Consider the following 14457-nt stretch of genomic DNA (forward strand, 5'->3'; position numbering starts at 1 on the left):
CAATAGTTAACTGGCATCCTCCAAGATTTTTCATATACTGCACTCAATTAAGCTATCCACTGTGTTGTAGCATTCAAAATAATAGCACTCAAATATTAGGACCTTTATGATCATTCTGACCACTAACTTTGGCGACATTGAAATTGAACTGAACCTTGAAAAAGCGCCAGTAACGTCGAAAAACTTTCTTAAATACTGCCAAGATGGCTTCTACGAAGGCACGACATTTCACCGTGTTATTGAAGGTTTCATGATTCAAGGCGGTGGACACACTATCGACATGACAGAAAAACCAACTCGCGCGCCCATCGTCAACGAAGCAAACCGTGGCTTAAAGAACGTGATTGGCTCTCTCGCAATGGCTCGTACTGACGCACCACACTCTGCAACGGCTCAGTTTTTTATCAACCTTGACAACAATGATTTCCTTGATCATACAGCAACCAGCAACTCAGGTTGGGGCTACGCGGTGTTTGGCAAGGTATCGGCAGGTATGGATGTGGTCAACAAAATTGCACTTGCACCAACCACCATTCGCTGGGGACATGAAGATGTACCTTGCGAAGATATTGTGATTACTAAAGTCACTGTTCGCGACTAATTGAGAAATGGCAGTCAATTCGCTTTTTTATCAAATAACAAAGCAATGTTGGTGCTAATTGCATTGGTATTAGTTACGATGACAATAGTTGTAAGAACACAGTGAAAATTAGGTAGCGACGGATGCCAGAAGAGTTTGATAGACAAAAAAGTTTTGGTTGGATGATCAATGTGATCGCCAATAAAGCGACCAAAGATTTCGACACGGAATTGAAAGAACATGGCTTAACCATTGCACTATGGCCAACATTGATGTGTCTATGGGAAGAGGAAGGCATTACGCAGCGCGATATTGCTGCGAAATCCAAAGTCGAGAATTCAACAACGACCCGCACACTAGACAAATTAGAAAAGCTTGAGCTGGTGGAACGCAGGGCCGATCCAAACAGCCGTCGTTCTTTCCGAATCTACTTAACGGAAAAAGGCAAAGCACTTGAAGAACAACTTGTTCCAATCCCTGCTCGTTTAAACAAAGAGTTGATGAACGAGTTGGACGCTGAAGAACAACAACAAATGATCAAGTTGCTTCAAAAAATGGTCGCGGCAATCTGATATTGCTGCGCTCGTTGCTTACCGAGCTTAATGCTTAAATTATGTTTCCTGAGCGCGCATTAAAAGACAACCAACACTCGGCCTTGCGCCGAGTGTTTTATTTTCGTCTCGACCATTTTATATAGCAAAATAGTGAAGCAATAATCACCGCCCCGCCAAGTAACTTCTGCATCTCTACACTTTCACCAAGCACACTAACACTCAGTAACAGCGTCCACACAGGCTCAAGAATCATGATCAATGCGGCCACTTCCATGTTCACGGAATGCTGACCGACGGTTTGTAACAAGTAGCGAATAGACGTCGCGATCACCGCAGACACAATAAACCAAAAGACTAGGGTTTTAGTGATTTCAAACTCCGGTTGAGTCGTCATGGAAGCAAATGCTAAACCACTGACACCCACCATAAACAGCTGCACACAGATTGATGCGATAGGTTTAATATTAGTAATCACACGCTTGTTCATCACAAAATGAACTGAGAGCAACATTGATGCTAACAAAAAGTAAATCTGACTCTGCTCAACATGCCATCCATTGCCCAAGGTCAGCAATAGCATACCAACTATCGCGATAGGAAAAGACATCCAAAATGCACGATTCGGTTTCACTCGGAAGATAACCCAAGACACAAACGGCGCAATAATCATGGCTAAGCTCATGATGAATGCCCCTTCCGACAAACCCTCTGTCACCGATACAGCAAACACCCATACCTGTAATGAGGCAGACAGCAGCAGGCCAACACCGCAAAGAGAAAGTATCTGCTTAAGCGAAAGCTTACGAATATGGTGAATGCAAAATGGCAGAAGAATAAGACTCGCAACGAGGAATCGTACACCAATGAACACCGGCCCCGGCATTTCCAATACCACCAGCTTAGATGCTATCCATCCAATCCCAGCTAACAGGGTAGCAAATAGGAGGTAAAACTCTCCGCGCATCGCTTTCACGTTCATCATTTTACTCGGTCCAATAACAAAAAAAGCAACCAGACTCTGCAAGGTTGCTTTTTGAAAACATTCAACAGGATAAAGATACTATCTCAATACTCTGCCTCAGGCAGCTATCTTTTAGCCTGCGTATTCTGGGTAATCCGTTAAACCTTTTTCAGCACCACCGAACAATGTGCTTGGATCGTGCGCCGCAAGTGGGTAACCATTTTGAATACGAGCAGGTAAATCTGGGTTCGCAACAAATGGACGACCAAAACCAACCATATCCGTTACGCCTTCAGAGACGGCTTTTGCGCCACGCTTGCTGTCGTATTTACCCGCACAAATAAGGACACCTTCATAAGCTTCACGAACCGCGGCTTTAAATGCTCTTGGCGTTTCAGGTGCATCGTCCCAATCGACTTCTGCAATGTGCAGGTAAACAATTTTGTATAGGTTCAGTAGTGCTGCCGCTGCTGTGTAAGTCTCTACTGGCGTCGCATCAACCGTACCATTCAACGATGTGAACGGAGCAAGACGTACACCAACACGGTCAGCACCAATCGCCTCAACCATAGCTTCAACCACTTCGCCTAGGAAACGTAAACGATTTTCAATTGAACCACCGTATTCGTCGGTGCGGTTGTTGGCTTCAGAATCAATAAATTGGTTGATCAAGTAACCATTCGCCGCGTGAAGTTCAATGCCATCAAAGCCAGCTTCAATCGCGTTCAAGGCCGCTTGACGATACTGTCCAACCACTTCTTTTATGTCTTGTTTCGTCATCTCACGGGGTTCAACCACATCAACAAAACCCGGTTCATCAGTACCGTTGTCGATGAATACTTTTACGTTTTCTGCTTTAAGTGCAGAAGACGAAATCGGCTGCTCGCCACCAATATTATCTGGGTGTGTTACACGGCCAACATGCCAAAGCTGAGCGAAGACAACGCCCTCTTTTTCATGTACAGCATCAGTGACTTTTTTCCAACCAGCGATCTGCTCATCAGAATAAATACCCGGAGTCCAAGCGTAGCCTTGGCCCATAGGTGAGATTTGTGTGCCTTCCGCAATAATCAAACCCGCAGAAGCACGTTGAGCATAGTAAGCCGCCATCATATCGTTTGCTGAATTACCAGGTTGCGTTGCACGAGAACGAGTCATCGGTGGCATAACAATACGGTTTTTAAGCTCGATATTACCAAGTTGGATTGGTTGAAATAGTGCATTTGTCATTGTTATATCCTCGATTAACCTAGTTGAATCAGTTCGATTTGGTAGCCGTCTGGGTCAGTAATGAAAGCGATATGTGTTGAACCACCCTTCACAGGGCCCGCTTCGCGAGTGACATTGCCACCTAGCGATTTGATCTTGTCACACGCTGCGTAAATATCTTCTACACCCAATGCTAGATGACCAAACGCGCTGCCCATCTCGTACTCATTAGTATCCCAGTTGTACGTTAGCTCTATAGTAGTGCCGCCTTGCTCATAGCCAACAAAAACCAACGTATAGCGGTAGTCTTTGTTGTCGTGGCGTTCAAGTCCCTTCATTCCCAAAACCTTGGTGTAGAACTCGATAGACTTATCTAAATCAGTAACTCGAATCATTGTGTGTAGGAATTTCATATTTCGCCCTTGGTGCTTAAATCGTCGCCTCGTCGCACGAAGTTAACTCGTCTCTCGAAGCTAAGTTAGTGTTCGTTTAGGTTAACCTTGAGGCCACCTATTTCTCTGTTGCTAGGTATATTACTGAACACACACACATCAGTGAAATTATTAAATATTCTTATTTTAATAATTTTTTGTTATTAGGATAATAGCTAGCACAAACTAAACGACACAAAAAAGGGAAGCCAACGCTTCCCTTAGATTTAGACTCTCAGTTAGAACCGAAAACGCCTATCCTTAAGAGTTTTCGACATCGCATCAGACGTATTAATCACTTGCTCTCGAAACCATTTATGAGCGGGGTCATTATTCTGCTTCTTTAACCAAATCAGATAATGAGACATCTGCTCATAATCAAACGGAGGCTTAAAGAGTTGTAAGCCGAGCCTCTCTTGGAACTGCAGAGCCATAGAGAGTGGGACCACCGTGATGTAATCCGACTGACTACACAACAAGATATTGCTAAACAACGACCGTCCGTGAAATGCGATTTTACGTTTGGTTAAATCCAAAGAAGTGTAATGACTCAAGCTACGTACTTTACGTCTTGTTCTGTCTAATACGGCATGTTTTTCACTCATGAACTGCGCTTCGCTGATCTCACCTTGAATGCGAGGGTGTTCCGAACGGCACACGATGGCAAAGTCTCCCTGATACAGGGTTTCACTCACAATACTTGAATGTTCAGGAACTACGATCTCAATCATGGCATCGAACTCTTGAGTCAAAAGATCTTCATAGATGCGATCATCACTGTCTGGTTGATCAAATACTTCTAGCGACAAATTTTGATTAGGAAGCGTCGCAAAACTATCGAGCAGTACCCACTGAAGATGTTCGGGACAAGAAATAACAAACTTACGTTCAGAGGCTTGCTCATCGAAGCTAGCCATCGATTGAAACACGCCATTCAGTTCATTGATCGGCGCTTTAATCTGTTCATACAAACTTTGGGCATAGGATGTAGGCACAACGCCACGTCCTTTTCGAACAAAAAGCTCTTGGCCAACTTCTTTTTTGAGACGTGCTAATGCGGTGCTGATGGTCGATTGATTGGTATTAAGTTGATCCGCAGCCTTACTTAAACTGCCCTGCTCCATCACTGCAGAAAACACGGCAAGTAGGTTGAAGTTTGGGATGTCATTGCTCATATATCACTTCTCATTAGGCGACCATAAACACTATGCTATCGTAAAAACGATAGAACATACAATTGTCTCGTTTTTCATGACACTTTGTTCAACGCATTGGGATATACATTTGACCAATAATAGCTACAATATTTTGAATTCAACAAAGACCTATTTTCTAATAACTAGACTTATATATTGAACATATCATTCATATAGATTAAAAAACTTCATCGAATAATTTTATTACAGACCATATTTATTATAGGTCGAATATAATTCATCATTTATATCTATTATTCTTTCTATTGTAAAAACCGTGTAAAGATATCAATTTCGAAAAATTACCTACTGATAATTTATTAATCATTTCATTGATCCAGACCAAGTTAATGAACAATGTTTTCTATGTGTATATGAGCCTTTTCAAATAAATCGACCTATCAATTTAGAGTTATAGCTACTAATCGTAATTACGATATTATCAAATCGTAATTCTGGGTAGATACTGGTCAAAACTCTTCCTATTATCCTGCTAACAAATCAATCATTAGCCCAAACAGAAAACTGACAAATGTTTTACTTTGGTATGTCAATCGTCATGGAAGAACCCCTCGATTATCGAGGTATCACACGTAATAAAGACAATCGCTAGAAAGCCGCACGAATATTAATTCGAACGCCTCACAGCCATTTTATTTACGTCTGCTGACAAATAATAAATATTGATTTGTAGAGGAGCATATTCGCTTCTTGATACCGAGAATCGGTTGTCTGGACTGAGCAATATCACTTTAAATATCATCTATTACTTTTGTTTATTATGAGCACCAATCTACCCACATAATAGACATCTACTTTTTAAGATGTCATTAAAGATTACTTCTAGGCTGCACATTCTCTCTTCTTATTGATGTAGGTTGAGATATGAACTTTATAAAAATCGTTTTCCAGAAAATCTGGGCCGTTGTTATGGTCTTGATTAAATTCTGCCTGTTTATGGCAGTGATGTTTGCTGGTGCTTGGGCTCTTGCACCATTGGGCACCATCCATTCTAAAGACATCGACATGTCTCAATTCAACAACCATCCCAATGAAATGATGATGAACTTCTTCCAGATGGAATATTTCTCTGGTTACTTGTTCTCCGTGACAATTGCTGTGGTATTAGCCGGTGTTTACGGCATGTGGCAATTGCATGAGCTGGGTGTGCATAAAGCAAAAGAACATAAAAGCGCTCACGTACAAATCGTGTTTGCACTGTCACTTTGCGGGCTCTTCATCAGTAAAACATTCTGGGTAATCGCCTTAGTTATCGCGTTGGCGAACTGGAAACATATCGGTCAATCACTGAGTGATGTGATTCGCCGTGGTGTACAGCCTAAACAAGCCTCTACCAATTCAGAGACTGCCGTAGTTCAGGTATCATCCGAAAAATCGGCAACAGAGCCGTCTCAAACAAATCAATCTCAAACACAACAGTCTCCAGTAGAGCAATCTTCAAAAGAACAGTCTTCAGAAGAAAAGAATCCAACAGATAAAGAGGTCGCATAATGAAAGAGATGATGATTCCATACATCCTAATTGTATGGTCACTGTTTGCGACAGGCGCACTAAAGAAGAACGTCAAAAACTACACGTGGGCTGCCATTGGCGGCGTAACAATTCTTACAGTATTAGCGGTAATCTCTCGCTTGTGGGCACCCGTTGATTTAACGAACTCAACCACAGTAAAAGCACCACACGCGGTGATGTCACCTATCTTTGGCCAGCAGATCGACAAAGTGCTTGTTGAGCACAACCAAATGGTTAAAGAAGGCGACGTAATTTACACACTCGTCGACATCGATTCTGCCGCAGACAAAGCAAAGATCGAATCTTCAATTGTTCAGAAAGAAGAAGAAATCAAGCAAATGACTCGCGACTTAGAGCGCGCTGAAACGTCACCTGAAATCTTCAATATGCGTGACGTAGAAAAGTACGACTCAGATCTTCGAGTGCTGCACGCTGAACTTGTGTCGTTAAAAGCCGATCTACAAAAAGTAAATTGGGCGCAAGAGAAGAAAACCATTAGAGCAGAATTTGACGGTCAGGTATCGATAGTAAATATCGCTGAAGGTTCTGTAATGGGTAACATGCACCTCTACAACACCAGCAAAAAATTCCTTGAGATGCGCATTTCAGACCAAACTTACGGCTATGTTCAAGTAGGAGACTTCGCTGAGTTCTTCGTTGATGCATATCCAGGACACGTGTTCCGAGCAAAAGTACACAGCTTTAATGCAGGTACGGGTGAGTCGAGTATTTCTCCACTTCAGGGGCCACAAAGCGTAGGTCAACACGTAGTAAGAAACAGCAATGGTTTAGGTCGTACTATCGTACTTGAGATCATCGAACCAGAAGGTTTCAACATCCCAATTGGTTCAGCTGGTGCAGCTTGGATCTCGGCTGAGAAACCCCATCCGTTCTGGGGGTTCATTGATGTTATCGGTGCAGCAACGGTTCGCCTACAATCTTACAAGTCATACTTAGGCGCTTGGTAATACTTAACCGCTTAGTGCTATTTAACCGCTTAACAATTTAGGCACTTGATACAACTAAGACACTAAGTAAATACTAGGGTAATCAATGATGTAACTGTTATATCAATCAATTAACAGTTACTCATGTAACAGCCATTACCTTCAAAATAAATGTCCTGAATTTCAGGGCATTTTTTGTATCCATCACAAGATCCACTTACTCATTGATTCAGATTAAGTAAAATCGCCAATGTAATCATTAGATAAATAAAGTATCGTAAAAACGATAGATTAAAATCCTATTCGTGCGTAGATAGCGACCTCTACCCTCTCTACTATTTGATTCAAGAAATCCAATTCCTGTATCCAAATATAAGGTCACTACCATGACTAATACATTCAAAAAAATGGCGCTTCCTGTTGCTATCGCAAGTGCTCTATTTGCTTCTGGTTTTACATCTGCGACACCGGTTGTAGAGGCGACATCGAAAGTCGGTCAAGAACTTCAGACAGCAAATGCTGCGCAATACCAAAACATTGCCCTTAATGCCCGCTACAAGAACGAGGTTCTATTCGAACACAAATCAAACATGTTCTGGGGCAAAGGCGAGCGCATCCAAGTTGTTTCGAAAACAGGCGACTCTCTGGCTTACACAGAAGAATCTGATCACGTTCATCCAATCCTAACCAAGCATGGTCGCAAAATGGACCAAGCCATCATCAAAGTAGATGACAATATTTACCTTGGTTACGGCTTCGGTCTAGACACTCCTGTCATGATCGAAGGTACTGACGGCATCATCATTGTTGACCCAGGCGAGTCCGTAGAAATGGCTCAATCGGTTAAAGAACAGTTCCGTCAAATCACAGATAAGCCAGTTAAAGCAGTCATCTATTCTCACAACCACATCGACCACATCTCTGGTGTGCGCGCATGGGTAACGGATGAAGAAGTGGCATCAGGCGAAGTAAAAATTATCGCTGAAGAAGGCCTAACCGCTGCAGTAGCTAACTGGTCTTCAAATCTAGGTACTCTCTTTGGTCACCGTACTTCTTACACAGGAGCTAAACACGTAGAAGAAGGCGAGCACGGCACAGTAAACGACGGCCTTGGTCCACGCTTCATGCAAGGTGCTATCTCGTTCATTGAACCAAACCTGCTTGTACCAAGCCAAAGCCACATCGAAATCGAAATTGCTGGCGTTAAAATGCACATCGAGAACGTGCCATCTGAAACCAAAGATGAGTTAGTGGTTTACTTCCCTGACCAAAAAATCCTGCACGCGGCTGAAGTACTCCAAGGTGAGAACTTCCCTAACCTGCACACTATCCGTGGTACTAAATTCCGTGATCCATCAATGTGGTTCAAGGGCATCGACGTAATGCGTAAGTTCGACACTGAGATAATGATTAACTCTCACGGTCGCCCTGTTGAAGGTAAAGAAGCGGTATCTGACGTATTAACGGCTTACCGTGATGCAATTCAATACACGCATGACCAAACGATCCGTTACATGAACAAAGGTATGACGCCAGACGAGCTAGTCGAAGTCGTTAAACTTCCTAAGCACCTTGCGGAACACCCTTGGTTAGGTGAGCACTACGGTACCGTTGCACACGCCGTTCGTCAGATTTACGTAGGTTACAACGGTTTCTTCGAAGCGGATCCATGGCAGTTAGAACCAATGGCTTACGAGCAACGCGCTACAGCATTCGTAGAGATCATGGGCGGTCGTGACAACATCCTTACTACTGCACAAGCAGCAATTAAGGCTGAGAACTACACCTTTGCAGCAGAGATTCTTTCTTACCCTATCACGGTAAACAAGCAAGATATGGAAGCGCGCGAAATGAAAGCACAAGCTTACAAAGCATGGGCTGCTGACCAAGTGAACATCAACTGGCGTAACTGGGCACTCAACGCTGCTGCTGAACTAGAAAACAAGCGAGACTTCTCTAACATGATCAGCTTCGCTTCTGTTGACGTTCTTACTGCGCTACCAAGCAAGCAGATCTTCGACATGATGACTTCAACGCTTATCGCAGAAAACTCGTTAGACGTAAACATGATGCTAACGTACAACTTCTCTGATACGAACGAAGCATTCACTATCGAAATTCGTAACGGTATTGCTCAGTTACACGAAGAAGCAATAAAAGGCGCAGACGTTCAAATCGACACCACTCGTGCAGTATTGAACCAAATCTTGATTGCGGGTCCAAACGCTCAACAAGAAATTGGTACCAACCTACAGTCTGGTGCATTCAAGTTCTCTAATGGCGACATCAAAGGCTTCGGTCAATTCATGAGCTACTTCGATAAGCCAATGACTCCAGAAGAGATCATGCTCATCGTTCGCTAATAGCGAACTTGAACGGTCGCTCCTTGACGATGGCTCTTCAGCGATAGCTCTTTGACAATAGCTATTTAGTAAACGATCGCTAGCACGCTATCAACCCATTCGCTGACCGCTTCACATGGACGACAAACAAATACAGGGACCCTTTGTGGTCCCTTTTTTGTCGTCAGGTTCGGCTTCCGCCGTCAGATTCTTAACCCTGTTATAGGTCTCGATAACCATTATGTTAAAACGATTTTCTCTGATTCTTTCACTCACCTCTTCACTCACGTTTGCCTGTGGTCTTCACCAAGACACGGGGTTTAGTTTGGTGACAGAGCCCGGTTCACTAGAGGTATTTGGCAACGTCATCACAGCCAGACAAGACGATGAATTCAACAACCTCAATAAGCCGGATCACTTTCGACTCTTTGCCATCAAGGCTGTGCTTGCGAAACCCCACCCAAGTAAAACTGAGTTCAACCTATTTGAAGCAATTAAAGGTCATTACAGCCAAGTGAAACTAGAGAAAGGTGTCGATGTATCAGGTAGAGATACTTTGCCTACAGCAGAAGATCTATTAATGATCACAGAATTAGATGTGTTAGATGCGCTAGCAACTGGCACCATATCTTGGGATCACGCGACACTAAACGGCCTAGTGATCATCAACGGACCACAAGATAAACGAGAACAGCTTGAAGATTGGCTGAGTGATATTTTTGAAGGGTAATAGTTTAAAGCGGGACATATAAAAAGTCGTCAAACCCTCGGACTTCAAAACATTGAGAGTTCAACGACAAACTTAAATCAAAAAAGCGTAGGCAACGGGATCAGTTCTAAACCAAGCACACCACTGATGCTCATGACCACCAGCAGGGACACCTTGAAGACTGTCTTTGACCATTGGATGTAGTTAAGACAATCAACCTTGCGGAACGTCACTTTGGTCCACATAAAGCAAACCGCTGCCGACACCGCTAGGTATTCGTAGCCGGCCTCTCCGAGCAAAAATAGCCCCAGAGCAACCACGCCAAACGCCACAACATAGGCTTTCATGTGTTGATGCGCTTTGTCGACGCCCTCTTTGACTGGTAATACGGGAATGTCTGCATCTCGGTAATCTTGAATGCGGAACATCGCAATCGCATACGAGTGAGGCATCTGCCATAAACAGAACATGGTGAACAATAGAACGGCTTCTAAGCTCAAGTAATTCGTCACACCAAGGTAACCAACTAATGGCGGAACTGCGCCAGAGATACTGCCAACTAAGGTGCCGTAAACGGAATTACGCTTGTACCACATGGTGTAAAAAAAGACGTAAAACACATAGCCAAGCAACACCACAACCGCAGACATCGGATTAACAAATTGAAACAGCAACGCTGTGCCTGCCAACAACATAACTAACGCATAGATAAATGCGACGTCTGTGTTGATATTGCCCTGAACCAACTCACGGTTCTGGGTACGTTTCATTTTCTGGTCGATATCTCGATCAAAGATGTTGTTTACCACGCAACCTGATGCAATCACAAGCCCTACACCCGCTAAAGTCGTCAGTAACAACATCGCACTGGCTGGTTCTGTTTTTGCAGCGAGGAAGAACCCCGCCGCAACAGAAATCAGGTTGCCGAAAATGATGCCCGGTTTGGTAATAGACAAATAACTTTTCAGCATACCCTAGCCTACAACTTCATGTTGACGTTCATGTTGTAGATGATCCATACCGAGCCAGCGATAAGAATCAATACAACAATGGCGGTAAACATCAGTGACACCAAGTTCCAACGCCCATCGGACGATTTCGCTTCCATGTGCAAGAAGTACTTAAAGTGCACAAAGATTTGCACCAGCGCACAACCGAACAAGATCACGTAAGTTTCCGTGTTTGGTAGCGCATGTGACCACACAATGTAGAACGGAATAATGGTCAGAATTAGTGACGCAATAAAGCCTTTCACATAATCCGTTGCACCGCTGTCTAGATGCTGTTCCATTACATCACCCCCATTAAGTACACGATGGTAAATACGCAAATCCAAACGATATCAAGGAAATGCCAGAACAGGCTTAAGCACTGGAAACGCATCGACATATTGTCGTTCAAGCCTTTGGTTGAAAGCTGGTGATACGCCACCGCCATCCAAATCAGACCGAACGTTACGTGCAAACCGTGTGTGCCAACCAAGGTAAAGAACGCAGAAAGGAATGCGCTTTCTTGAGGGCCATAGCCTTCTGCAATCAAGTGATGAAACTCATACACTTCCATACAGATAAAGGCTAAACCCAATACGAAAGTGACTTTTATCCACCGCTTCAGTCCCGTAACGTCTTTGCGCTTCATTGCAATCATGCCAAAGCCAAAGGTGATACTACTGAACAACAGCATCATGGTTTCGACAAACACGAACGGCAGTTCAAAGATGTCTTTGCCTGTAGGCCCTGCGATAGATCCACTCTCAAGCACGGCATAAGTCGCGAAAAGCGTGGCAAACAGGACACAGTCACTCATCAAGTAAACCCAGAAGCCAAACAACTTATTGCCCGCAGCTTCGTGGTGATGATCATGCGAGTGTGCAAGATCATAAGTGTGTGACGGAGTATTAGCTTGCATACGTCGTCTCCAAGTCATCTTTATTGTCGTTATTACCACTGTCAGCATCACTGTCACCGTCAGCACTGTTACCACGACCAGAGTTGTCGCCTTTCACTGACTGTTTCTTTGCTTCTGCAAGCTGTGCACGTCGAGCCGCTTCAATCGCTTTGATCTCTTCAACTTCCACGTAGTAGTCCACATCGTCGTTGTAGCTGTGTTGAATACACGTCACCACGATGCCTACTAAGCTTGCAGCCGCTAGCCACCAGATGTACCAGATCATTGCGAAGCCAAGTGCCAACGCCCATGCAGAAACATAGATACCTGTCGGTGTATTCTTCGGCATGTGAATACGTTCGTATTCTTCTTCTTGAGTTGGGTCAAACTCACCACTTTGCTTTTGATACCAGAACGAATCGAGCTCATCGCCCTTAGGCAATTTTGCAAAGTTGTAGAACGGCGGTGGTGAAGACGTTGCCCATTCGAATGTACGTCCACCCCATGGGTCACCGGTTAGATCTCGGTTTTGGTCGCGGTCACGAACACTCACGTAAATCTGAACGAACTGACAAACAACACCCATCGCAATCACGCCCGTACCTGCAGCCGCAACCGCCAGTAGTGGGAAAAATTCAGGGTTAATATCTTGGCTCAAACGACGCGTCATACCCATAAAGCCTAGAGCGTAAAGCGGCAAGAACGCCATCAAGAAACCAATGATCCAGCAGTAGAATGCGCGTTTACCCCAAAGCTCGTTCAGAGTGAAACCAGTCGCTTTCGGGAACCAGTAACCAATCGCAGCAAAACAACCGAAGACAACGCCACCGATGATTACGTTGTGGAAGTGCGCAATCAGGAATACCGAGTTATGCAGAATGAAATCTGCGCCCGGTACCGCCATCAACACGCCCGTCATACCACCAACGGTAAAGGTGATTAGGAAGCCCACCGTCCACATCATTGGCGTGGTAAAGCGGATGCGTCCTTTGTACATGGTGAATAGCCAGTTGAAGATCTTAACCCCAGTTGGGATAGAGATAATCATGGTCGCGATACCGAAGAAGGCATTCACATTGGCGCCAGAACCCATAGTGAAGAAGTGATGTAGCCAAACCACAAACGCTAAAATAGTGATAGCCACCGTTGCCCATACCAGTGAGGTATAACCAAACAGTTTTTTGCGAGAGAAAGTCGCAGTCACTTCAGAGAACACACCGAAGATAGGCAAAATTAGGATGTACACCTCAGGGTGTCCCCATGCCCAAATCAAGTTCACATACATCATCACGTTGCCACCAAGGTCATTGGTGAAAAAGTGCGTGCCGATGTATCTATCCAAAGTCAGTAACGCGATGGTTACCGTTAGGATTGGGAAGGAGATAATGATCAGGATGTTGGCACACAGAGACGCCCACGTGAATACGGGCATCTTCATCATTGGCATAGACGGAGTACGCATGCGCAAAATAGTCGCGAAGAAGTTCACACCCGTTAACGTGGTACCCACACCGGATATTTGCAGCGCCCATATCCAATAATCGACCCCGACTCCCGGACTTGCCTCAATACCGGAAAGCGGCGGATACGCCAACCAACCCGTACGGCCAAATTCACCTAAGCCCAGTGACATATTGGTTAGGATGATACCCACCACAAACAGCCAGAAGCTCAGGTTGTTCAAGTAGGGGAATGCAACATCACGAGCACCAATTTGCAGCGGCACAATGATGTTCATCAGGCCGATAACCAAAGGCATCGCGACGAAGAAAATCATGATCACGCCGTGAGCCGTGAAGATCTGGTCATAGTGATGTGGCGGTAAATAGCCTGTCTCACCCGCTGCAGAAAGCAATTGCTGACTACGCATCATGACGGCATCGGCAAAGCCACGAACTAACATCACCATCGCGACCGCAATGTACATGAAGCCCAATTTTTTGTGGTCTACAGAAGTAAACCATTCATTCCAAAGGTATTGCCACTTACCGGCTTTTGTTACCGCATACAGCACTAAACCACCCACTAAAGCGATCATGGTTAACGTGAACAAAATAATGGGCTCGTGGTAGGGAATTGAGTCTAGAGTTAATCTTCCAAACATGACG

Annotated in this window: 14 protein-coding genes; 6 read left to right on the plus strand and 8 right to left on the minus strand. The window is 44.3% G+C overall.

Annotation, left to right across the window (positions count from 1 at the left end; all coding sequences use genetic code 11):
- Positions 1-106: 106 nt before the first annotated feature.
- Both BCU75_RS14240 and BCU75_RS14250 read left to right on the plus strand, forming a co-directional pair.
- Positions 107-601 carry a peptidylprolyl isomerase gene (locus BCU75_RS14240; protein WP_102474244.1) on the plus strand — a complete coding sequence of 165 codons (495 nt, stop codon included), beginning with the start codon at positions 107-109 and terminating at the stop codon, positions 599-601.
- A 122-nt stretch (positions 602-723) separates the two neighbouring features.
- A complete protein-coding gene (locus BCU75_RS14250) occupies positions 724-1152 on the plus strand; it encodes a MarR family winged helix-turn-helix transcriptional regulator (protein ID WP_076676749.1) in 429 nt (142 codons plus the stop codon).
- A 97-nt stretch (positions 1153-1249) separates the two neighbouring features.
- Here the strand turns inward: BCU75_RS14250 and BCU75_RS14255 are convergent, their stop codons facing one another.
- The 4 genes from BCU75_RS14255 to BCU75_RS14270 form a co-directional block, all read right to left on the minus strand.
- Complete coding sequence (locus BCU75_RS14255) at positions 1250-2116, minus strand: DMT family transporter (RefSeq protein ID WP_102474245.1); 867 nt, start codon at positions 2114-2116, stop codon at positions 1250-1252.
- Positions 2117-2227: 111 nt separating this feature from the next.
- Positions 2228-3325, minus strand: coding sequence for an alkene reductase (locus BCU75_RS14260; RefSeq protein ID WP_102474246.1), 1098 nt, complete (start codon positions 3323-3325; stop codon positions 2228-2230).
- 14 nt (positions 3326-3339) lie between these two features.
- Positions 3340-3717 carry a lactoylglutathione lyase gene (gene gloA / locus BCU75_RS14265; protein WP_102474247.1) on the minus strand — a complete coding sequence of 126 codons (378 nt, stop codon included), beginning with the start codon at positions 3715-3717 and terminating at the stop codon, positions 3340-3342.
- 257 nt (positions 3718-3974) lie between these two features.
- Positions 3975-4910: a LysR family transcriptional regulator gene (locus BCU75_RS14270; RefSeq protein WP_102474248.1), complete on the minus strand. Its 936-nt coding sequence runs from the start codon at positions 4908-4910 to the stop codon at positions 3975-3977.
- Between the two features lie 906 nt (positions 4911-5816).
- Here BCU75_RS14270 and BCU75_RS14275 point away from each other — a divergent pair.
- The 4 genes from BCU75_RS14275 (at position 5817) to BCU75_RS14290 (ending at position 10483) form a co-directional block, all read left to right on the plus strand.
- Positions 5817-6443 carry a magnesium transporter gene (locus tag BCU75_RS14275; RefSeq protein ID WP_076676759.1) on the plus strand — a complete coding sequence of 209 codons (627 nt, stop codon included), beginning with the start codon at positions 5817-5819 and terminating at the stop codon, positions 6441-6443.
- Positions 6443-7432: an efflux RND transporter periplasmic adaptor subunit gene (locus tag BCU75_RS14280; RefSeq protein ID WP_102474249.1), complete on the plus strand. Its 990-nt coding sequence runs from the start codon at positions 6443-6445 to the stop codon at positions 7430-7432. Before BCU75_RS14275 ends, BCU75_RS14280 begins: the two co-directional genes overlap by 1 nt.
- Positions 7433-7797: 365 nt before the next feature.
- A complete protein-coding gene (locus BCU75_RS14285) occupies positions 7798-9774 on the plus strand; it encodes an alkyl sulfatase dimerization domain-containing protein (RefSeq protein WP_102474250.1) in 1977 nt (658 codons plus the stop codon).
- Positions 9775-9994: 220 nt separating this feature from the next.
- On the plus strand, positions 9995-10483 hold the full coding sequence (locus BCU75_RS14290; protein ID WP_102474251.1) for a hypothetical protein: 489 nt from the start codon (positions 9995-9997) through the stop codon (positions 10481-10483).
- 77 nt (positions 10484-10560) lie between these two features.
- On the opposite strand, the gene cyoE is transcribed toward BCU75_RS14290, so the two are convergent.
- The 4 genes from cyoE to cyoB are packed head-to-tail and all read right to left on the minus strand — an operon-like array spanning position 10561 to position 14453.
- Positions 10561-11433, minus strand: a complete 873-nt coding sequence (cyoE, locus tag BCU75_RS14295; RefSeq protein WP_102474252.1) for a heme o synthase — start codon at positions 11431-11433, stop codon at positions 10561-10563.
- A gap of 8 nt (positions 11434-11441) precedes the next feature.
- On the minus strand, positions 11442-11753 hold the full coding sequence (gene cyoD, locus BCU75_RS14300) for a cytochrome o ubiquinol oxidase subunit IV (protein ID WP_102474253.1): 312 nt from the start codon (positions 11751-11753) through the stop codon (positions 11442-11444).
- Complete coding sequence (gene cyoC, locus BCU75_RS14305) at positions 11753-12370, minus strand: cytochrome o ubiquinol oxidase subunit III (RefSeq protein ID WP_010439790.1); 618 nt, start codon at positions 12368-12370, stop codon at positions 11753-11755. Before cyoC ends, cyoD begins: the two co-directional genes overlap by 1 nt.
- Positions 12360-14453: a cytochrome o ubiquinol oxidase subunit I gene (gene cyoB, locus BCU75_RS14310; RefSeq protein WP_102474255.1), complete on the minus strand. Its 2094-nt coding sequence runs from the start codon at positions 14451-14453 to the stop codon at positions 12360-12362. Before cyoB ends, cyoC begins: the two co-directional genes overlap by 11 nt.
- Between the last annotated feature and the right edge of the window lie 4 nt (positions 14454-14457).

The sequence above is a fragment of the Vibrio splendidus genome (assembly GCF_002873455.1).
Classification (GTDB): Bacteria; Pseudomonadota; Gammaproteobacteria; order Enterobacterales; family Vibrionaceae; genus Vibrio; species Vibrio splendidus_J.